16 protein-coding genes are annotated in these 21,071 nt (G+C 56.3%); 4 read left to right on the forward strand and 12 right to left on the reverse strand.

From position 1 onward, the window contains the following. Nucleotides 1-132: 132 nt before the first annotated feature. The gene (locus Poly51_RS30265; RefSeq protein ID WP_186775302.1) at nt 133-348 is read left to right on the forward strand and encodes a hypothetical protein; all 216 of its coding nucleotides are present in this window, start codon (nt 133-135) and stop codon (nt 346-348) included. Between the two features lie 155 nt (nt 349-503). On the opposite strand, the gene Poly51_RS02820 is transcribed toward Poly51_RS30265, so the two are convergent. The 6 genes from Poly51_RS02820 to pepF all read right to left on the reverse strand — a co-directional run bounded on the left by Poly51_RS02820 (nt 504) and on the right by pepF (nt 5,650). Next, nucleotides 504-845 (reverse strand): hypothetical protein, encoded by a 342-nt coding sequence (locus Poly51_RS02820; protein ID WP_146454010.1) that lies wholly within the window; start codon nt 843-845, stop codon nt 504-506. A gap of 130 nt (nt 846-975) precedes the next feature. Beyond that, nucleotides 976-1,446, reverse strand: a complete 471-nt coding sequence (locus Poly51_RS02825; protein WP_146454012.1) for a hypothetical protein — start codon at nt 1,444-1,446, stop codon at nt 976-978. A 182-nt stretch (nt 1,447-1,628) separates the two neighbouring features. Beyond that, on the reverse strand, nt 1,629-1,976 hold the full coding sequence (locus Poly51_RS02830) for a pentapeptide repeat-containing protein (RefSeq protein WP_146454013.1): 348 nt from the start codon (nt 1,974-1,976) through the stop codon (nt 1,629-1,631). A gap of 158 nt (nt 1,977-2,134) precedes the next feature. Then, the gene (locus Poly51_RS02835) at nt 2,135-2,527 is read right to left on the reverse strand and encodes a hypothetical protein (protein ID WP_186775303.1); all 393 of its coding nucleotides are present in this window, start codon (nt 2,525-2,527) and stop codon (nt 2,135-2,137) included. A gap of 688 nt (nt 2,528-3,215) precedes the next feature. Further along, nucleotides 3,216-3,704, reverse strand: a complete 489-nt coding sequence (locus Poly51_RS02845) for a DNA-3-methyladenine glycosylase family protein (RefSeq protein WP_246114218.1) — start codon at nt 3,702-3,704, stop codon at nt 3,216-3,218. A gap of 137 nt (nt 3,705-3,841) precedes the next feature. After that, nucleotides 3,842-5,650 carry an oligoendopeptidase F gene (pepF, locus tag Poly51_RS02850; protein ID WP_146454021.1) on the reverse strand — a complete coding sequence of 603 codons (1,809 nt, stop codon included), beginning with the start codon at nt 5,648-5,650 and terminating at the stop codon, nt 3,842-3,844. 598 nt (nt 5,651-6,248) lie between these two features. Here pepF and Poly51_RS02855 point away from each other — a divergent pair. After that, nucleotides 6,249-7,859: an exopolysaccharide biosynthesis polyprenyl glycosylphosphotransferase gene (locus Poly51_RS02855; RefSeq protein ID WP_186775304.1), complete on the forward strand. Its 1,611-nt coding sequence runs from the start codon at nt 6,249-6,251 to the stop codon at nt 7,857-7,859. A 102-nt stretch (nt 7,860-7,961) separates the two neighbouring features. Next, on the forward strand, nt 7,962-8,615 hold the full coding sequence (locus Poly51_RS30270) for a hypothetical protein (protein WP_186775305.1): 654 nt from the start codon (nt 7,962-7,964) through the stop codon (nt 8,613-8,615). Between the two features lie 159 nt (nt 8,616-8,774). Here the strand turns inward: Poly51_RS30270 and Poly51_RS02865 are convergent, their stop codons facing one another. The 5 genes from Poly51_RS02865 to Poly51_RS02885 form a co-directional block, all read right to left on the reverse strand. Next, nucleotides 8,775-13,292: a G8 domain-containing protein gene (locus Poly51_RS02865; protein WP_146454027.1), complete on the reverse strand. Its 4,518-nt coding sequence runs from the start codon at nt 13,290-13,292 to the stop codon at nt 8,775-8,777. Nucleotides 13,293-13,578: 286 nt separating this feature from the next. Continuing rightward, nucleotides 13,579-14,013, reverse strand: a complete 435-nt coding sequence (locus tag Poly51_RS02870) for a hypothetical protein (protein WP_186775306.1) — start codon at nt 14,011-14,013, stop codon at nt 13,579-13,581. Further along, the gene (locus Poly51_RS02875; RefSeq protein WP_146454029.1) at nt 14,010-16,025 is read right to left on the reverse strand and encodes a multiheme c-type cytochrome; all 2,016 of its coding nucleotides are present in this window, start codon (nt 16,023-16,025) and stop codon (nt 14,010-14,012) included. Before Poly51_RS02875 ends, Poly51_RS02870 begins: the two co-directional genes overlap by 4 nt. A 79-nt stretch (nt 16,026-16,104) precedes the next feature. Continuing rightward, entirely contained in the window at nt 16,105-17,289 is a 1,185-nt protein-coding gene (locus Poly51_RS02880) for a metallophosphoesterase (protein WP_146454031.1), read from the reverse strand. A gap of 138 nt (nt 17,290-17,427) precedes the next feature. Beyond that, entirely contained in the window at nt 17,428-17,898 is a 471-nt protein-coding gene (locus Poly51_RS02885) for a SixA phosphatase family protein (protein WP_222435775.1), read from the reverse strand. A gap of 198 nt (nt 17,899-18,096) precedes the next feature. Between Poly51_RS02885 and Poly51_RS02890 the strand changes: the two genes are divergently transcribed. Further along, nucleotides 18,097-19,380 carry an outer membrane protein assembly factor BamB family protein gene (locus tag Poly51_RS02890; protein ID WP_246114219.1) on the forward strand — a complete coding sequence of 428 codons (1,284 nt, stop codon included), beginning with the start codon at nt 18,097-18,099 and terminating at the stop codon, nt 19,378-19,380. A 151-nt stretch (nt 19,381-19,531) separates the two neighbouring features. Here the strand turns inward: Poly51_RS02890 and asd are convergent, their stop codons facing one another. Further along, nucleotides 19,532-20,425: an archaetidylserine decarboxylase gene (asd, locus tag Poly51_RS02895; RefSeq protein ID WP_146454038.1), complete on the reverse strand. Its 894-nt coding sequence runs from the start codon at nt 20,423-20,425 to the stop codon at nt 19,532-19,534. Nucleotides 20,426-21,071: the final 646 nt, after the last annotated feature.

A 21,071-nucleotide genomic window follows, 5' to 3' on the forward strand; every position in this document is an offset into this window, starting at 1 on the left:
CAAACGAAGGAGAGGTGGCTTGAATTAGACTAGATTGTATAATGAAAGCGAGGTTGGCACTACGTCGAAGGTGTGCCCGAAGGGCCTCAGCGTAAAAACCATGTTGTGCGACCGAATCCTTCTGGATTGACCATGCAAGAAGAACTAAAGAAGATGTTGAAAACGAAGCCGTTCGTTCCCTTCACGATTGTGATGAGCGATGGCACGCACATCACTGTGAAGCATCCTGAAAACGCCCTGTTGATGAAACACTGGATATACGTTTCCACTGACGGTGGTGAAACTGCTGAGCACCTCTATCTACTACACGTTACGAGACTGCAACGCAGCCAGACAGAGGCGGCGTAAACTCGCATCGTGTTATGCTTGGTCGCCCAACGGAAGGTTTTTACGACACCGCCCTGAACGAAGCGAGCGACGTCTGAATTACGGAGATTGTACCAAAGCCCGCCCGCGTGGCCAAACATGGAAGGTGTGCCGAAGGCCTCAGCGTAAAAACAATGTTAGACGACCGTTGAATCGCCAGTAGAGTCGGCCAACACCAATCCGGCCGCAAGGAGATGTTTGCGAGCGAACCAAACAACGGAATCAACGCGATCATCGGGTACATCATCAATCATTAGTGTTGTGGCAGTGCCATCAGCCATAAGTTGAACCGTGTATTTGATGCCGCGCTCCATCAAGTAGTCGCGAATCACGACCGGCGCGGCAACAGCAGCATCCAACGCGGCGGGGTCAGCGGTGCGGCCAGCGAAACCGAACAGGACGTGGCCACTGGCGTCATGGGAGAACGCGGCGCGAACAACAGCATCGACATCGGCGGAGATCGAAATAGACGCAGCCATCAGTGAAATCTAGGTCGTCTAACGGAAGGTTTTTACGACACCGCCCTGAACGAAGCGCGCGATGTCTGAACTACGTGAGATTGTACCAATGCCGTGGCCCGTTGCCAAAGAGCCAAGGTGTGCCGTAGGCCTAGCGTAAAAACCATGTTAGCGGCCACGGCAACTTGCGTTTTGGCTTGACCGTGCCATAAACGCCTAAGTCTTCGAGTGGGATATCGGGCCATTCCATGGGTAAAGTTACCGAGGGCAATTCAGGGGAGATTTCGAGTGGTCGCTGGGTGAAGAAGAACTGTTCGGCCTGAGCGAAGTGTTTGCCGTTGTGAAAACGGTACAACATGGCGCGGAGTTGGAGATAGTAGATGCCGGGTTCACGTGCGATCGAAAACGGGATCAAGTCCGGAATGTCGATGGAGTCCGCATCTAGGTCGACGTGCTTGTACACCGTGTGGCAATCGGTGACTGCGTCGCCGGGCGGGTCGCCATCAAACGGCGGTGGCGTGTCAGCAGTCGGGACGCGAATGAATGCGACGTCCAGCGAGAGTCCGCGAGCGGTTGGCAAGTTCGAGTGCTCAACGGCACCATCAAAGGTCAAATCTGCCATTTAGGTAGTGGCCGCTAACGGAAGGTTTTTACGACACCGCCCTAAACGAAGCGGTGGAGTTTGAATCACAAGAAATTGTACCAATGCCAGCGCCCGTTGCCAAACGAGCGAAGGTGTGCCGAAGGCCTAGCGTAAAAACCATGTTGTCGGGCGATGGAGTGCCGAAACGGTGTCCATTTCAGTCAGGCCACTGGCTGCTCGTCCTTGGCGAACGTGTAGCCGTACATGTATGCATCCTCGAACATTGCACCATCAAATACGGCCCCCGTGAAGTCAGCAGCGCAGAGAGCGGAGCCACGGAAGTCGGCACCGGTCAGTTTTGCATTGACGAACGAGGAGCATTTGAGGTTCGCCTTCGTAAGCCGAGCGTTGCTGAGATCGGCATTGTCGAAAGACGCTTCGAGCCAGCATTCCGAGAAGTCCGCGCCGGACAAGTTGACGTCCGATAGGTCGATGCGGTCACCAATGTCAAGCTTGGTGAAGTCGCGACGGCCCGCAGCGTATTCAGCGATGAACTGCTCGCGTGTCATTGGTCTCGTCCCGACAACGGAAGGTTTTTACGACACCGCCCTAAACGAAGCGAACGATGTCTGAACTACCAGAAATTGTACCAACGGAGGGCGGCTTGAACAAACGACAGCGGTGTGCCGCAGGCCTAGCGTAAAAACCATGTTGTGCGGCAACCGAGCTAGGTTTCGGTGTCGTCATCGGGGACGCGAGCCTTGAATTCGGCGAGAATCGACTGGGCAGCCTCCGATTGGCCGTCGAATGTCTGCCACGAGTAGTCACCACTGGACGAAACGGAAATGTTGTTGCATTCAAAGCAGATCGCAGCCGTGTAGAAGACGCCAGCGCCGAAGTTGAGATGGATTGCATAGTGTGGCGTGTGACATCGCATCTGTTCCGCAGTCGGAAGCGCCGCAATCCGCTGCCAAAGCGAGATCGCAGCCTCAGGATATAGCATAACGCCACCATCGGTGCGAAAGTGTATGTCACGCGCGGTGCTGAAGCTGGTTGACGTAGGGTCATCAACGTAGGCGATGCGAAAGATGATGCCCTCGCGGAGTTTTTCAGCGTCCATTTCGTTTGATTGTTGCCGCACAACGGAAGGTTTTTACGACACCGCCCCAAACGAAGCGGTGGAGTTTGAATCACGAGAGATTGTACCAACGCCAACGCCCGTTGCCTACCAACGAAGGTGTGCCGAAGGCCTAGCGTAAAAACCATGTTACGCGACCGTTGGCCCGCGTTAACGGCCAACCATCGCGAGGAGTTTGCGGACCACGTCGTCCAGATGCGAGCATGGTGACGACAGCCCCATGCCAACAGTCTCGATGTGAGCAAGGCGTTGCCGAAGTTTGTAGCCGTCAGCGCCAGACAGAAGCAACGAGCAGACGCCGCCAACGTACGAGTCGTATTCGTCTTGGGCCTCAGGGCAATCGTTGACGCCGATTGGGTCCCAGTCCCGCCAGAGCGCTACGCGCACCATGGATGTGAGTTCGGCAGCAGATGGAGAGCGTCGATTCACGAATACCTGAGGTCGCCTAACATGAATCTATGCGACACACCCTACCGAAAGGGTGTGTTTGAGGTGTTGCATACTGAACTTCGATGTTAGCGACATTTTGTTGGGGCGGCAACATTTCTGGTCGGTTCCCATCTGAAATGGCGATGGATGGCCGGTCTTTGCCTTGCTTACAGTATTGGTCCGCGAATTCTGATGGCCTTCCAAAAACTGCTTCGCGCCACTGTGGGGCTGATTCCATCGGCTAGGGTTTGCGGCGGTCGAGATAGTTTTGCCACACCATTCGAGTCGCAACGCTTCGGTACGGTTGCCATGGTTCGGCGCGGCGGATGATCGAAGACTTGTCCGGGTAATCGATGCCGTCCAGTTCCGCGATTCCCTTGACGAGCGCGAGATCCCCGATCGGCAGAATGTCGGGGCGGCCCAACGCCATCATCATGAAAACATCGGCGGACCAGTCCCCCAGTCCGAGTCGCGCCGTGATGGCTTGGCGAACTTCGTCGTCAGTTGCGTGACGCAGCGATCTCAGGCGGATGCGTGTGGCGATCACGTCATCGGCCAGGGCGATCGCATAGCGTGCCTTTTGTCGACTGAAGCCGATCGATCGCAGGTCGTCATAGCCCAGCTCTTGGACTCGCGATGCCGTAACGCTGCCATCGCAAGCGGCCGCCAGCCGATCGAAAGTGCTCTTGGCCGACGCCAACGAGACTTGTTGTTCCAAGATGATTCGCACGAGAGTTGCGAACGTGGCGGGCCGTTTCCAGATCGGCGGTGGCCCGAGTCGTTCAAGTACGTCGGCGAGAACCGGATCGCGGCGGGCCAAGATTTTGGCCGCCGCGACGATCGAAGTCTTGTCGATTCGCTGAGGGGTTACAGCAATTGGTCGAGTTCTTCGGTCAAGGTTCGGAAGTGTTCCAGCGTTTTTGCGACCGGTTCGGGGCTGGTCATATCGACGCCGGCGTCGCGCAGCAGATCGAGCGGATCTTTGCTGCAACCGCCCTTCAAGAACGACAGGTAGTCGCTCAGTTCCGCCGGACCGCCTTCCAAGACCCGTCGTGAAAGGGCGACCGCGGCGCTCAGGCCCGTCGCATACTTGTAAACATAGAAAGCGCGATAGAAGTGTGGAATGCGGAAGCACTCCAGTTCCAATTCTTTGTCGATGACAAAGTCGGGACCGAAGTAGGCCTCAAGCAATTCGCGGTAAGCGGCGCGGAACGAGGCGACGGTCAGCGGTTCGCCCGCTTCGGCCATTTCGTGCGTCTTCTTTTCGAATTCGGCGAACATGGTTTGTCGAACCACCGTGGCTCGGATGCTGTCCAGTTCATTGTTAATCAAGTACGCCCGTTCGTTGTCGTCGGCTGCGTTCTTGATCAAGTGGTCGGTCAACAATTGTTCGTTGAACGTGCTGGCGACTTCGGCGACAAAGATCGTGTAGTTGTAGTACTGGAACGGTTGATTTCGCGACGAATACCAACTGTGCATCGAGTGACCGGCTTCGTGCGTCAACGTGAATACGTCGTTAAGCACTTCCGGCTTAAAATTCATCAGGATGTAGGGATCGCCCGCGAACGAACCACAACTGAATGCACCGGATTGCTTGCCGCGATTGGGATAGCGATCCGACCAGCGTCCGCGAAGTCCCTTTGCCAGGGTGGTCGTGTATTCTTCACCGAGTGGTTTTAGTGATTCAAGGACGACATCGACTGCTTGGTCCCAAGTGTGGTGCTTTTCAATGTTCGACAGGATCGGCACGTACGTGTCGTAGTGATGGATGTCTTTAAGACCCATCTTGCGGCGGCGAACGTCCAAGTAGTGATGGACGGCCGGCAGTGAACCGCGGACTGCCGAAATCAAGTTGTCGTACACGTCGACGGGAACGTTGTCGGGGAACAACGCGGATTGCAGGCTGCTGTCGTAGTTTCTTGCCTTGGCATAGTAGACGTCTCGCTGAACCGATCCGCACAACGTCGCGGCGAATGTGTTTTCGTGTTCGGCGAATTGCTTGTAGTACTGATGAAACGCACCACAACGGACCTTGCGTTCGGGGCTGATCAGCAACTGGCCGAACGTGGCGTGCGACAGTTCGACGGTTCGACCTTTGTGATCTTCAATTTCGCCGAAACGTAAATCGGCATCGTTGAGTTGGCGAAAGGCATTGCCGGCGGCCGAGGCCATTTCGCCTTGCATCGCTAACAAGCGTTCTTCGTTATCGGTAAGCGTGTGAGGTCGGAACCGGACCAGGCGTTCCAATTGCAGTTTGAACGGCGCGACGGCCGGGTCTTCGATCAACGTCGCCATCGCCGCGGCGTCGAGGGCAAGCAGTTCGGGGCGCATGTAGCTGGCGGCTTGTCCGGCCCGGACGGCCAAGTTTTGGAACCGCGACTTCATGCCCTGGTACTTGCTGTCACCCTGGTCCTCGGTCGTCTTCAGGAACGCATAAGTGCCAAGCCGTTCGGCGATCAGGTCGAATTCGTTGTCGAAATTCAGTGCCTCGGCTAACGTCGCCGCCGATTCGCCCAGTCGGCCACGGAACGTTTCGAACCTGGGAATCTTTGACTCCAAGAGATTGAAATCGCTCTCCCATCCCTCGTCGCCGGTAAACAGGCTGGAAAGGTCCCAACAATCTTGGGCCGGAACTTCACTTCGTGCGGGCAGCTTGGCAGGGGCGGCGGTACTCATCGCGTCGGGGTCGTCCTTGGAGAGAAAATGGGCTTATTTGGACCATGCGACCATGGCCAGTGCACGTCCAGAACGGCGGGCAATCGCCGGTTTCGGGGCAGCGCGGTCGCATTGTAGCGGTATGAGAGATCGATCGACACGGATCCCCCAGCGTAGCTAGTCGGCGTCAGTCGGCGTCAGTCGGCGTCCAAGCTTCCTCGGGTAACCCTACGTGGCACTGCGACTCCGCTCGCAGGGCGTACTTCCTGCTTTGAGGCTGCTTCGCAGCTGACGTCCCGCGAACGGAGTCGCGGGTCCACGTCGGTTGGCTCGTCATGTGCGAAAAATTCCGCGAATCGGTCGTGCTGGATCTATCAATTGAAAGCATTGAATTAGACTGGAGCGCGCATTGTGGGCCAAAAAAATGAAGTTTCCCGCCTCACACCCCCAGTTTTGTTGGACGGTTGTAGTGCGACCTTCCTCGAAGACGGCAATCGCCCGTCCCTTCGAGGGTCCGTCGCCCAACCCAAGCCGACTTTCGTCACCGCACCATGATACCCAGGTGTACCGAGTCGCTTTGATGCCCAAACACTCCGATCCGAAAGTCAGACGTACAACTGTGGTCCTTCCACTTGCAGCTCTGTCGCCGACCCACCTGGAACCCGTTGAAACGACGGCGGTGACGTCTGTGCATCCGATCGACAATCTTCAGCAACGAAGATCCAGCGACAAGCTGGAATCAAAAGTCGGCGACACCTTGGAGTCGGCCGATGTGGTGATGGCCAAGCACACGGCCACGAAATTGCACCATGGCTTGACTCGTTCGTTCATGGTCCAGTCGTTCGCCACAGGTTTGCCTTTGGCGATCGTCGATCTTTTCGTCACGGCAACGTCGTTGATCGGCGTTTCGTACCTGGTCAACCTGGCGCAGGGATTGCCGTTGAATCCGGGCGTATGGCGCCAACTGCCGGCGATGCTGATGCTGCAGCTCGGTTTGATATCGCTGCACCAGCTTTATCCCGGCGCAGGAATCAGCCCGGTTCACGAATTACGCGGCATCGTTCGATCAACCATCCTTGCCGTCCTGTTTTTGTCGGGCATGAACTTGATCTTCGGCGAGTTGCCTCGGATCGAATTTGTCTCGTTCGCTTGCACCGGACTGGTGGTGGCGGCCACTCTGCCGATCGCTCGATACCTCGCTCGTCACTGGTTGTCGCGAACATCGTGGTGGGGCGTGCGGACGGTTTTGATCGGTCTGCAGCACGACTGCGAACGACTGAGATCCCGAATGATGTCGCGAAGTTCATCTGGCTTGGTGATTGTCGGATCCGTCGACGTCAGCGAATCCGTGGCGAACAACCCAACGATTTCGGACGTGCGGTCGTCGATCGAAAATCCCGGCGACCATCGCGAGACCGATGAGGCTTGCCGAGTTGCGAGTCTGAAGAACGCACCCGTGGTGGCGATTGCATCGCGATCCTGTGTCGACCTGGCCGGGCGATTGGTGTTTCAGTTTCCAATGCTGATCAGCGTCGGTGACTCGGTATCGTGTGAAGACGAAAACCCGCTGTTCGAGATCTATACGACCCGGTCGAGCATGCCGTTCTTGCGATTGATTCCGCGACTTTGCAAGCGGACGCTTGATCTGGTGATTTGCATTCCGGCACTGATCGTGCTGGCGATTCCAATGGCGATCATCGCGATCGCGATCAAGCGAAAGTCGCCTGGACCCGTGTTTTACGGCCCCGAGCGAATCGGCCAGCACGGAAAGACGTATCGATGTTGGAAGTTTCGGTCGATGTTCGTCGACGCGAACAAGATGCTTCAGGAGAAACTCGAAAGCGACCCCGTGGCTCGCGCTGAATGGGATCGGGACACAAAACTGAAAGACGATCCGCGAGTCATTCCTGGCGTCGGAAACCTGATTCGGCGTTGGAGTCTGGACGAGCTGCCACAGCTTTGGAACGTATTTTTGGGGCAAATGAGCCTGATCGGCCCCCGCCCGATCGCGGACTATGAAGTCGTTCGGTACCAAAAGCACTACTACGAATACACACAGATGCTGCCCGGGATCACCGGTTTATGGCAGGTTTCCGGCCGTAATGACACCAGCTACGAGACTCGTGTTTTCTTAGTCCATTCCTACGCCGCCAACTGGTCGCTTTGGTTGGATGCCTGGATATTGATTAAAACCCCTGTAATCGTCCTAACCCGCCGTGGGGCGTACTGAGCCCGAAAAAAACTGACACTTTGCTATCTAAAGACTGGAAATGGTTCAAGTTCGAACCAAACTAGTGAAACCGTTAAATTCCTCCGCTCGAGACATCTCGTAATGAAAAACCTAAAAACCATCGGCGGCGCTCTGGCGTTGTCTTTCACTCTGGCGACAAGTTCGACTCAGGCAACTGCCGAAGAACTGACCGCACTTTCGATCGAACCGACTCGCGTCGAGTTGGTCGAAAACTTCAGTGACACCCTCCACGCGATTCGCGCTGATGCAGCGGCAAGCTTGGCGAATCCCGCCATGTTGGTTCGCGTCAACAAGTTGATCTCCGCGATCGATGCCGAACTGGCAACGGAACCCGCGAACGCCGAAGAACTGACCGAATTGCGGGAAAACGCGATTAAGGTTCGTAACCAATTGGGCAAAACCCTGGGACTGACCGGCACCGACTTGGTCATGCAAAACTGTGCCGATTGCGGTGGCAGCGTTTTGGATGCAGCCCCAATGGGCGGCTCCATCATCAGCGACACCGTCATCGGTGAACAAGTGATCGGATCGTCCACAATCAGCAGCGGATACTCGGGCGGCAGCTTCGGCGGCGGCGGCGGAGGAGGATTCTCTGGCGGTGGTGGCGGCGGCGGCGGACTTCTGCAAGGCGGCGGCGGAATGCTGAGCCTCGGCCTCGGTGCAGCAGCATTGGCTGTTGGAATCTCCAACGGCGACGATAGCAGCCCTGGCATCCCGGCTTCGCCATCGCGCTAGTCGAATTTCCCTGACGATCACGCCCTGTCGCGTGCAAGGAACGAAAACGGAACTTGAAAATCCGGGTCGCTTGAAAAAGCGACTCGGATTTTTTTTGCTAGCTAGTGTCTGTCCGGAAATCACTCCGAGTGCGATTTCCTCGGGGTGAGCTTACGAGTTTCAGTCGCGAAGATTCGGATTCCGAGTAGCGGGCGAAGTGATTTCCGGCTTCTCTACATGTTTTGCGAGCTCCTCGGTATTACCGACGCGGAATTCGAAATCGGGTTGCGTCAACGTTGTCGCGGGCAGGTTGTCGATGTCGACGATGACTCGGTTGAGTCCCTGTGAGTAATTGGTGTAGTTCGCCATCGATGCCGACGCACCAAGCCCGCGCAGCGCCGACTTGTTGGGGTCGATCATGCCTTCGCCATAAGTCGCCCCGGCGCCGCGGTAAGCGACACCGCGATTGACGACGCTCGCTGGCATGGCAACCGCTGAAAACGACAGCGTGTCAAAATTCAGAGCCAAGTTGGAACCCACCGCGGGATTCCCTTTGCCGATGAATCGAAGTTCGGATGCCATCACGATTCTGTCGGATCCCGCAGGGGAGAAGTTGTCGACGACCATGCGGATGTGCGTGATTCCGGCAACAACGCCGGGAAGCATGCGAATCTCTGGCCCGAACGGATCCGTAGAATCAGAGAGCTGTGTCCAGGTCAGCAAGTCGCTTCCGCTGAACGTCAGTCCGCCATCGGTTGAATAGGACAACAGCGTATTCTCGAAGCCTCGATCCGTCTGTCCAGTTTCGGTGCTGTTCCACAACGCCATGCCACTGATGTCGTACCGTCCGCCCAGATCGAAAGTGAGCGTACTCTGCTCGGCGGCATTTCGAATGCGTGCCACTCGACCACTGCTGTTGCCGGCAAGATGCTGTGGCCACACGGTAGGCACGAGCACATCAGATTCATTCACCGTCGTATCCGATAAGCCGGATCCGTTGAACCAGTTTTCTCCGTTGGCTCCGTAATCAAGATACCAACCGGTTGTCGAACCCGTCGGACTGGCATCCGCCAACACCGCGCCAACGGGTGCGACGACGATGTCTCGATTTGCCGCAAAGAATTCGATGCGGAAAACCCGATCGGAACCACCCCATGCCGTCAGATCAACTCCCGTGATCGCGAAACTGGTTCCCACGGTGGCTGCATCAGGAATCTCAACAAACCCAAGTTCGGTGAACGAAGTGGAAAACACATTCTCGGCAATCAGCACGCGAACGCCTTTTGCGGGATCTTGCAGAGAAAACGGGTTGACATTGACGTTAATGTCATACACGCCCGGAACCACATCGCGAGTGAATTCCAGCCATTCCCCATCGACCACGCTGCTGACAAGGATACTGCCACCATTGAGATCAACATCTTCGGTGCGACGTGCGGTATTGCCCGAACCCGAGTTGCCAGTGCTGGTGTCAAAATAGGCGACGCCTTGACCGCCCGTATCAAACTCTTCGGCCAGGACGGTCGTTCCGTCTTGCACGGTCTGATTGACGAACGGCATTTGAGCCGGCTCAATGACGGTAAAGTTGATCGTCACTGCAGTGCCCGCGGTACCGGACAGGCCGGCGCCGGAAAATGGCGTCACCACCAGCGTGTAGGAACCGGGCAACAAAGGTTCCGATTGGAAATCCCCGTCGGCATCTCCGAAAAGAGCGTAGGGTTCCACGCTTTCGGTTTTGGTAAAGGGAGACGGCCCAGTCAAATCAAAGCCGACACTGGCGGTATTGGAATTGGTCGCCGCGCGAACATTCAGATCCTTCGACGGCAAGGCGGTCAGATTGACCACCGTACCATTGGCCAACGCCGAAAGATCCTCGTCACTATTAGCATCAACAAGCACCAAGCCCGTAATCTCGGGCGTCGTCGGCTGCAGGACATCCGCGGGCCGGACACTGATCAACGTCCCCGATTGAAAGACTTTCATCCACAAATCACCGTCGGCCGGGTCGCGGAAATAGGCATTCGATGTTTGAGCGCGAAGCGATGTCAGGGAGGTTGTCTCGGTCCCGGAGGTCGGCTTGTAATTCGTTCCCACACCCTTGAAACGATAGATCGAGTAGTCGCCCGGTTCTGAACCGCGCATGACACGCATTGTAAATCTGAACCCGTCGTCAGGCACCGGCTCCGTGAACTCGAACGTGTAATCGCCCGCATTCAATTTCGTATAAAGACGTTGCTCGGTGATATTGCGACGATTGACACGAAACCGATGTCCGTCGCCGTTGAAAACATCAAAGTATGGAAAATTGCCAGCACCACTGACGGTATCAAGCCTCAGATAGCCGAATCGATCGTTGCTGATGTAGGCGTCCCAACCGGCCGGAGTGATATCCGTCGAATCGCGATAGAAGTCAATTTTGGGCGTCAGCACATAACCAGGGCCACCGCCAAATGGCCCCGTCAATGAACCGTCAACGTCCAACACAATTCCCGACAACGCATCCGGACGCCCCGCCGCATTGGCGGGCGATTTGTTGACAAAGTCTTGAACAATCCCGACCGCGACATGGCCAGTGGTTCCGTCGTTTTCGAACGTGATACCCGAGGCTCGCGTCATCGCGTGCTTGTGCGCGCCACCCGTGTTCACAAACGTATAAGCATTGGGTTCTGCAAACCCGGCAAAGTGAGCTTCGATAATCTGACCGGGGCCATCGTACAGCTTATAACCACCCACTTCCGCCGATAATGTCGCGTTGCCCTTGCTGTGACCGATAAACAGAATATTGCGTTCGATCTGGGAAAATGTATTGAACGAACCGGTTCGGACATCGGCAAACATGCTGCCGTCAAAGGTGACATTGTTCCCGCGATGGTAAACCGCCGTGCCATCGTGCTTGTAGCCGGTAAAGGCATTGAACGTCGCCGGAACCGTGGGCGTGTAACCCACGGCGCCGCCACCCCGGATATCAGATCCGCGATCAAACGTCAGACCGATCGGGGATGAGTGCGAGGTGTTGTTATCGAATATCCCTAGTGTCGCAGTGCTAGGATCCAGACCATTGTAAAGACCCGTGTCACGGGAGAGCCCAATCACGCGATCGGGCAGAATGAACCAAAAACCGGTTCCTTCGGATCCTGCCGAAATATTACCGACCCAGGTATTGTTCGGATTGGTGATCCAGTAAGCCGCCGAATGCAAGAAGCGGGTGGAAACTTGTTGCCCCGTATCATGCGACCCCTCGCCGTTCCCGTTTCTCGCCGCATCACCGTTGACCAAGCCGTTGGAGCCCCGCGTGATTCCCGGAACAATGAAGGGGTCGTTGAGGCTGCCTCCGCCGACCTTGTGAATGCCAAGCACGATGTTGCTGCGGAATTGGTTGTTGAATTCGGCAGCGTCCTCCATGAAGATTCCGTGTCCATGAATGTCATGCAGCACATTGCCTTCGATCAACAGCCCCTGTGTTCCGTGAACCGTCACGCCACGGTTGTTCGAATTGGTGACGCTGGAGTTTCGCAGGAGATCGCCGGCGCGATTCGCGCCCAAGTGCCAGTGAATCGGGTAGCGTCCGACAATTCCCGTTTGCCCCATCTTGTCGAATTGGACCGAATCAATGGCGATCAACCCAGAATTGGGCATGAACATCGCGTGCGCACCAATGCCAAGATTCCTTCCGGACGTCGTTCCGTATCTCGCGCGATTGCCAAAGTTACTGTCGGTGTCTTGAGTGCCCTGAATCCTGATGGATCGATTCAGCAGCGCCACTTCGGCCCGCATGTCGATACTCAGCTCGCCGTCTTTGTACGACTCGATGGCTCCGTAATGGCGATAGGAAAGTGGCTCGTTCAGCGTCAGCACCGTTCGGTTGCCCGAAGCACTGCTGACCGCAGTAATCGTTCGCACGTCCTCGTCGGCATAGTCGTACGAAGAACTGGCGATCACAATTTCGTCACCCACTTCCCATGCGCGCGATCCGGACAATGAACCATCCGATGCGGCTGAGGTCGTACCATCAAAATTGCGTTCGATGACATCCTCAACCGTGATCGTCGTCGCATTTTTGAATGCCGTTTGGGACAGCTTGGTGAAGCTTAGCTTTTCATCACCATAGAACTGTAAGCTGCCCCCCATCCCAGTCATCAAAAAACCATCATTATCGGCAATCGACATGGTGCCCATCGCCGTCTCGACGGTGAAGTCGGCCGTCGGATCGGTTCCGGTCAGGGTCAGCACAAAGTCATTGTTGTCATACCGATTGGTGGGGGTGCCAATCCTGAACGTGCCGTTGCTGTTAACGTGAATCCAGCGGGTGGTCAGCGAGCGGGTCGCCGAACCGGCCGAGCCTTCGGCAACGGTCAATGTCCCGTGAACGACAAGCTCTTTGACGGTCGTGTTCAAGCCATTGAGCGTGACCGTTTTTCCCGACGCGACAATCGCGCGGTCGGCAGCCGTCGGCACAACGCCGCCTTGCCACGTGCTGGCCGCCGTCCAGTCGCCCGAATTGATCGCCGTGATCGTCGCCAGCAATTGACGAGACTCAAGCGATTCGAATCCCAGCATCGACCGCAACGCATCGCGCGACGATGCCCGCTTGGCAAGTTTCGACGCGAACAGCTTCGGCAGTTTGGCGGCAAGCTGCGAATATCGTTCGCGAGCATGTCTGCGGAGCCTTTGCAGACTCTCACTGGATTGCGATGTCATTGAAAAGACGAACCCGGAAGCGATGAGAGATAAGGATGCGGCGGTGTTGCTAGCGTTGACCCGGCGTACCTGTTATTGGTCACGCCGGATATTCGCGATCCAAACAACGCATGCTAACCGAATCCGCCCTCCATTTATCCCTGCTCTGGCAAGCAAATTTGCGGTAAATCTCAGGAAAACGCGAAAAATCTCCGCGAATGGGCGTCATTGGCACTGTCCAATGAAATAAAGTGCGCAACTTCAAACGCCCGATTCTTCAGTGGCAGATCGGGTACGGCGTGCCTCGCTAAAGCGGAAGTCTGCGTCGGCCGCCCAGTGACATGATACCGACCCATACCGTTGCGACTGCCAACGCATAGCCCGACCATCCGTGCAGCGCAATGAGCGTCTCCATCGTGTGCGTCGACGCGATTGGCAACATGCAAACGAACATCGTTGCGGTAGTCAGCAATCCGAATAGCAGTAAGCATCGCAGCGCCGTTCGTTGGGCCGACGTATCAAGCGTGCCACGCGACGACGGCATCAACCGCGCGATCGCATACACCGGCAGCAACGCGACCACGACACCGCTGGCCATCATGTGTACTAGCAACCGGGTATCGGCCAGGTGGCCGCCCGCCAGCGTCGGCAGCGCCGTGACAACCAGCACGATCGTTGCCACGATGATGGCGATCAATGATCCGATTCGAATCAACGAAATCAGCTTCGATGAAAGTTTCATAGCGACTCCTTCGACGCCGGTCGGTTGGATGCGATGAAGGTCCCTAGCAGTGCGATTGCCATCATCGCCAGCGATGCCGCCGTCATCAGCTTGAACATCGCACGACCGGCGAACAGTTGGTTCCATTGCGAACGTTCGTCGTCTGATATCTGTTGAATCGACGACATCGCGATCGGCGACGCGACGACCGGTGCCGGGCCCGTCGGCGTGACCGTTGATGCAAAGATCAGTCCGTCATCGACGTGGCATTCCAAGCATCCGGTTGCCCCCAATGCCCAACCGGCCGGCCGCACGTTGTGAGCCATCGGCCACTGAACCATCTCAATCGCATCGACATTTTTGACTTCCACTTCGGTCAGCGAATCGTCTTGTTCGCCTCGCCCGTAGGCGGTCCCGGTCGAGACGTAGACGGCACGATCGACGGAAAACTCTTTCTCGATCGCTGCCAGCGCGGCAGAGACTTTCTCGTTAAACGTTTCACGCCCTTTTTCAGATACCTCAGCGACGAAATCTTTTCGTACACGCAAGGCTTTGCGAGTCGCCGAGTAGACGGCTTCTGGCGACAGCGGCGATACGACTCCGTCCTTCACGGATCCCCAATACGCCGGCCACATCGCGCGGGCGGTTGTGATGGGTGCTTCATTTGCATGCTTGGATTCGTCGCTTGCAAGTGGGGCCCAGGCTTGTGATCGCGCGAACAAGGGGCCACGGATGGACGGCAACTCTTGACCGCTGCGATGCAGCTTTTGGCCCAAGCCGTGCGACAGGGAAGTCAGAATGCCGTCGGCTTCTTGGTCCGGCGCGGGCCCACCGTGACAAGCCGTGCAGGTCAGTTTTTCGAAGTGAATCGGAGGTAACCCTTCGTGCTTGGGCAGCGGCGATCCGAGTCGGCCAGGTCGAGAGGAAATGGAGGCCACGGAATCGTCTTCACGCTCGATGCCCAAGTGACATCCCGCACAGCTAAGTGTCGTCGCCACGTTCCCCGAGGGGTGTTGTTCGCCGGGGAAGCCGCGGACGGTCTGGTGATCGATGCCGTTGCGATGGCAATCGACACAGTTCATTCCCGCGCGAAGGTGGACGTCTTCATCGTGAATCCATCGCGGTTCGAGTCCGTCTTCGGTAACCGTTCGTTGGCTGTGGCACTGGTAGCAGGCGTTGTTTTCAGGTTCGCGAACCAAGTCGAAAAAGACCGTGCCGTCGGGCGCGAAATTTTGAGCGCGGTATTTGACTTTGGGAAGCTTCGCTTGCACGGTTTCGTCGCTAGGATCCGAACCCGTTTTGATTCTTGAGACGGATCCCGCGACATCGCCCAAGCGCAAAGCGGCCGTGGGTGCCCAGGCAAAGTTTTCGGCTTCGATGGTTTCACGACGCACTTCAAAGTCGTAAACGCCGGAGGTCGCGTGACATGCCATGCAATCGATCTCTAGCGAACCGGTTAGCGCCCATCGTGATGAATCATCGTTGGCATCATCTTCTTGAACTCCGTCATCTTTTTCATCCTTGGAAGCTTCCTTGGCGGGCGTTGCCATGTTGCCGCCAGGAATGCGTGCGCCGAATTGGCGAGTCATTTCAAATGTGGACAAACCAATATCGGTCGGGTTGAAGCGGCCCAGCCAATCTCGATAGGAAAGCGGCAACTGAGTCCCCGTGCGGGCGTCCGTCCAGATCCAAGGTTCGCCGGGGCGGCCGTCGGATGCTGTCGCTTCGGCTTCCCCGGTTTCTGCCCGCCGCCGCGCATCGCTGGTAAATGCATTGAAGTGCCATCCGTGCGAGATGGTTGCATAATCGTGGCAGCGTCCACACGTCTTGAGCGTCGAATACGGCTGGTCCGAATCGGCGGTGATCTTTCGATTGTTGACATCGTAAAGATCAATGTGGTGCAGATACCGTTTGTTACTATCGCTGTGCGCGTACGACTCGCTGTCGGCTGCGAATGCTTGGTTGCCAACCAAAGTGCAGTAGGCCAGTGCGAGTATCCCGAACGGGCGATGAAACTTTGCATAACAAACCATGCCGCACACTAAGACTGCGAAAGAATAGAAAAGGTGAGCAAGAGTCTACACAAGTTCGGCGTTCTTTGCGGGCACCCGTCTAAGCCGGCTGAGGACTGGGGACAGCCCGCAGCGTCAGCAGCGAAAGCTCGGGGCGGCAATTGATTCGGATCAGGTGCGTGCCCGCCAACCCACGGGTGACGTGCATCGTTGTTGGTGCGCGATAAAAGTCGCCCGAAGCGTAACGGCTGCCGTGGAAGCTGGGGCTCAACAGCGGCCCCGCGATCGGTAGCCGACCTTGTCCGCCGTGGGTGTGGCCGGCCAGCATCAACGTCACGTTGTGTCGCCGCGCCCACTCGAATTGATCGGGGCTGTGGCTAAGCAGCAACCGAAACGGCTCGCCAGAATCCGGATCGATCGTCGGACGCTGGAACCACGGATGTTCGTTGCCAATGATCAGGGCCTCGACGCCGCCAAGCTTTCTTGAGAGTCCGCGGCTGCCCAGATCGGTCCAGCCGGCTCGGTCCATCGCTTCGCGGGTTTGCCATGAGTCGGCGATTCGGGTGTCGTGATTGCCCAAAACAAAGTAGCAACCGTCGCGGGCGCGGGCGGGTGCGAAGATTTGTCCCAGCCAATCGATGCACGGTTGCTTATCAATGATATCGCCGGTCAACGCCATCAGGTGCGGGGCCCACTGGGTCGCCCGCTGGACCACATAGCCGGCAAAATCCGGATGAATATCGCCGGTCAAATGGATGTCGGACAGGTGGGCGATCCGATATCCGTCAAGCGCCGGCGGCAAACCGACGACGGGCAGCTCGATCTGGTCGATCGACAATTCAAACACTTGATTGATCGGTAACCGCGACTCGAACTTGCATTTAGCCGTCAATGCCAATCGATGCGTTACCATCTGTTGCACCGGAACGATTTCGATTTGGCGTTTGACCTTGACGGATTCGATGCCAAGGATTGGGCGAAAATAGAGCCAAGGAATCCCCAGCAGCGGCCATGCCATCAAGCACAAGCCCGCGTAGATCGCCAGCGGAATCGGTATCGATCGCAAGTCGGCATTTCCACCAATCCAATCTGCAAAGAATCCTCGCCAAACGGCGATCGCGACGGGTGGTCCTATGACAGTGAACGCGAACATCACCTTGGTGCATCGCTTGATATTTTTACGAGGCCATCCGAATCCGTTGATCCGGTTATAGCTGGACAGCATCAAACCAAAATGTCCTGCCAAGACGGCCAGCGCGGCGATCCATGCGAGCGTCGGTGTCATCAAATCCCTCAAGGCCGTGTTTTAAAAAGGGGTCTGACCCAATTTGAGTCGACTCAGCCGCAACGGTGTTCGTTGAAGTCAAGCGTACTCGCACCACATCGATTGTTTCGGAAAGGGTCAGACCCCTTTTTAGAACGCCTACAACTGCTTGGGGCTCATGAAGTGAACTAGATCGGTGTCCGTATCGATCGATAATTCGCTCCAGTAGTCGACGTTCAATTGAAACACTGCAATGGCCGCCGTCGGCATCTCGATCGAACGATCCGCCATCATCGACGTCAATTGGCTGATTCCCGGATTGTGGGCCAACACCATCACGCATTCATGGTCGCCACCGTTGCTGGTCGCGGAACGCCAGAGGGTTTCGGGGCTGGCCAAGTACAACGATTCCATCGTCATGACATCGGTTTCGACGGGCCACCGTTCTTGCATCAGTCGGATCGTTTGACAGGTTCGCAGCGCCGACGAACAAAGAACTCGACCAGGGATGACACCCAGTCCGGTCAGCCACTTCGCCATCTCGGGCGCATCACGGTGTCCGCGACGATTCAGCGGCCGGTCGTGATCCGAAAGGCTGGAATCGCCCCAGTCGCTTTTGGCGTGACGCATCAAAATCAATGTTTTGGGCACGCAGGAATTCTCGGAAGGCGGATCTGATACTTCGGTGGTCATCTAAACGTTCGTCTTTCCCTATAATCGAATCGCCCCTCAATACCAAACCCCAAACCCGGCTCTGCCATGCTCTTGCGACGTCTTCACCGATTCCAATTTGTTTCGGCCCTCTATGTCACATGCTTGCTATCAACCATGGCTGGTGACGCCTTGGCGGACAATTGGCCGGGATGGATGGGGCCGACAAGGGATGGAGTGTACCGCGAAACAGGAATCATCGAAGAGGTGCCTGCCGAAGGTTTGAAAATCAAATGGCGGACACCGATCGCGGGCGGGTATGCCGGGCCTGCGGTCGCCGACGGTCGCGTCTTTGTTTTTGACTACGTCAAAACCGCAGGCGAAGCGTTCAACAATCCAGGCGAGCGAGCCAATTTGGACGGTCGAGAGCGGCTTACGGCTTTGAACGAAGAAACTGGAAAACCGATTTGGCAACACACCTACGATTGTCCCTACAGCATTTCGTATCCCGCCGGACCTCGCTGTACTCCCACGGTCGACGGCGAGTACGTGTATGTCCTTGGCAGCGAAGGGGATCTGCGTGCGTTGCGAGTCACCGACGGTGAACTGGTTTGGAAACGTAGCTTGAAAGAAGACTTTTCCGCCGAGGTCCCAATCTGGGGCTTCGCGGCCCATCCGTTGGTCGACGGCGATTCGTTGTACACGATGGTCGGCGGCGAAGGACAAGGGATCGTCGCGTTCGACAAGCTGACCGGCGAAGTGAAGTGGAAGGCACTCGATACGGCCGCCGGTTACTGTCCGCCATCGATCATCCAACATGGTGGCGTGCGCCAGTTGATCGCCTATACACCAACGTCGGTGTCCAGTCTGAATCCGGCAAGCGGCGAATCCTATTGGTCCGTCCCGATCGCACCGATGTACGACATGTCGATCTCACGCCCGATGGTGGACGGCAACTTGATGTACGCCAGCGGCATTCGTAGTGAAGCGTTGATGATCGAACTGTCCAGCGATTCCCCCGACGCAAACGAATTGTGGCGAGGCGAACCCAAAGAAGCCGTCCACAGCGCCAACGCGACGCCGATCTTTGCCGACGGCGTCGTCTATGGAACCGATTGTGATCAAGGCAGTTTGATCGCCGTGGACAGCAAAGACGGTTCGCGTTTGTGGGAAACGTTCGAAGCCACCAAGCCGGGCGAGAAACGTTTCATCAAACACGGTACCGCGTTTCTAACACGGATCGCCGACACCGATCGCTATTTGATCTTTAGCGAGACCGGCGACTTGCAAATGGCACGTTTGACGGCCAAGGGATACGAGGACCTTGGCCGGTCCCGCATCCTTGAACCGACCGCCGAGTGTTTCGGACGCAGCGTCGTGTGGAGTCACCCGGCCTACGCCAACCGGACCGCCTACGCTCGCAATGACAACGAAATTGTCGCGGTCGACCTGGTAAAGTGAGAAGCGGCCCATCACAGGGCAGATCACCTTTTTCAACAGGCTGCTAAAATACGTTGGATTACCGAGCAATCCACAACAATCCGAGCTTCCCAGCTTTTAAACGTGATCTGCACTGCGGGCCATCACACGATCGCTTGGACCTTCGATCGATTTAGATCGACGTACCCATGTGATCGCCTACCTTTGCGTACAGTTCTCGATGCTGCAGTGAATTGTCGACAAGGTCTTGGTCGAACTGAATGCGACCAGATTCAAAGATCATGATCGTCGACGAGCCTCCGAAGCGAAAGTATCCCTTTTCGCTTCCTTTGGTGGCCATGACGCCTTCGGCGTACGTTTGGCAGATACTGCCCACGCACGTCGCGCCGACTTCGATCATCAAAACGTTTCCAAACGATTCCGTTTGTACTTCGGTCACGCAGCGTTTGTTTTTTGCCAGGATGTGAATGTTCTGGCAGAGCGCGATCGGGTTCACCGAGTAGAGCGGACCATTGATCAATCTTGTCGCGCCGGGCACACCGGCAACCGGAAAGTGGAAACGGTGGTAGTCGACCGGACACAATCGCGAAAGCAGTAGACTGCCGTTCGCGTATCGGTCTGTGAGTCTCTGGTTATCCAGCAATGTGCCGAGGTTGAACATTTCGCCTTTGACGAACAGTCCGTCACACCGCGAAAGGTCTGGCACGCATAAATGGCGGCCGTCCGCGGGAAACACGACCGACGAAGCGGTCGGGTCAATCGGCCGCGCATCCGGTTTTAGTTCGCGAAAAAAGAACTCATTGAAGTTCGCGAAGTCATCGACGTCGCGTACGAACTCCGTCGCGTCGAGTTCAAATTCTTGAACGAAAGGCAAGATCTTCTTTCGCGTGTCAGCGCGATCCATCTTCCATCCATACCAATGCGAAAACAAAGCTCGTTTCACCAGCACGTTTAGAGAGATCCGTCCGCCAAGCGTTTGGTAAGTCCATCGCAGGGCTTTGTCGCCGTAAACTTTTTCAACGCACGCCTCGTCGCGATATCGGTCGTAGTAAACGATTTTGTCCATGATTCACTAAGATTGTTGAGAGGCGGCTTGCTGCGGTGCCCCAAAGAATAGCGGCGACGGGCCCTTTCGGGCAGCGGCGCAAAGTATGATCGCGGCGACGTATCGCCACAGTCAAAGAATCGCCCCAGTCAACGTCGCGGCGTGGTCGACGACGCATGTCGCTCGTAGTGAGCAACGTAGTCGATCATGAGAAGTTCGCGTTCTTGATCCTGGAGTGAGGAAATGAAGATGACTTCGTTCTTGATCGCCGTGGTTGTGTGACGCTGAATTCGTTGGGCTCAGCGAAAGGTGACGATATTCCAGATCAATCGCAGCCGGTCGATTCGCGGTTGATCAACACGCCACCGATGCCCGATCGCTCGGCCGAAAATTCTTGGATTCGATGCTCAGCCTGGAAGAAGATTGATCCAAGAAACGAATGGAACGACAAACTGGATTCCTCAAGTCACATTATCGAGAGCTGGAAACGGAGATCTGGGGAGCGGCGATCTCGACCAAGCGATTGACGTGTGAGATCAAATTTGAACGACCTCAGTTTCAGAGCGATTGCGATCGTTGAGCATGGCACCGTTTCAAAAACGGTAGAGCTGTCGTCGACGACACATCATTTTTTGCCGAAGATGGATGCCGAATCATCTTTCTTGCA

It is taken from the genome of Rubripirellula tenax (assembly GCF_007860125.1).
In the GTDB taxonomy this organism is placed as follows: domain Bacteria; phylum Planctomycetota; class Planctomycetia; order Pirellulales; family Pirellulaceae; genus Rubripirellula; species Rubripirellula tenax.

Bases quoted from the DNA above. Each gene is read 5' to 3' on its own strand.
- Poly51_RS30265 (WP_186775302.1), top strand. From the start codon at position 133: ATGCAAGAAGAACTAAAGAAGATGTTGAAAACGAAGCCGTTCGTTCCC.
- Poly51_RS02820 (WP_146454010.1), bottom strand. From the start codon at position 845: ATGGCTGCGTCTATTTCGATCTCCGCCGATGTCGATGCTGTTGTTCGC.
- Poly51_RS02825 (WP_146454012.1), bottom strand. From the start codon at position 1,446: ATGGCAGATTTGACCTTTGATGGTGCCGTTGAGCACTCGAACTTGCCA.
- Poly51_RS02830 (WP_146454013.1), bottom strand. From the start codon at position 1,976: ATGACACGCGAGCAGTTCATCGCTGAATACGCTGCGGGCCGTCGCGAC.
- Poly51_RS02835 (WP_186775303.1), bottom strand. From the start codon at position 2,527: ATGGACGCTGAAAAACTCCGCGAGGGCATCATCTTTCGCATCGCCTAC.
- pepF (WP_146454021.1), bottom strand. From the start codon at position 5,650: ATGAGTACCGCCGCCCCTGCCAAGCTGCCCGCACGAAGTGAAGTTCCG.
- Poly51_RS30270 (WP_186775305.1), top strand. From the start codon at position 7,962: ATGAAAAACCTAAAAACCATCGGCGGCGCTCTGGCGTTGTCTTTCACT.
- Poly51_RS02865 (WP_146454027.1), bottom strand. From the start codon at position 13,292: ATGACATCGCAATCCAGTGAGAGTCTGCAAAGGCTCCGCAGACATGCT.
- Poly51_RS02870 (WP_186775306.1), bottom strand. From the start codon at position 14,013: ATGAAACTTTCATCGAAGCTGATTTCGTTGATTCGAATCGGATCATTG.
- Poly51_RS02875 (WP_146454029.1), bottom strand. From the start codon at position 16,025: ATGGTTTGTTATGCAAAGTTTCATCGCCCGTTCGGGATACTCGCACTG.
- Poly51_RS02880 (WP_146454031.1), bottom strand. From the start codon at position 17,289: ATGACACCGACGCTCGCATGGATCGCCGCGCTGGCCGTCTTGGCAGGA.
- Poly51_RS02885 (WP_222435775.1), bottom strand. From the start codon at position 17,898: ATGCGTCACGCCAAAAGCGACTGGGGCGATTCCAGCCTTTCGGATCAC.
- Poly51_RS02890 (WP_246114219.1), top strand. From the start codon at position 18,097: ATGGCTGGTGACGCCTTGGCGGACAATTGGCCGGGATGGATGGGGCCG.
- asd (WP_146454038.1), bottom strand. From the start codon at position 20,425: ATGGACAAAATCGTTTACTACGACCGATATCGCGACGAGGCGTGCGTT.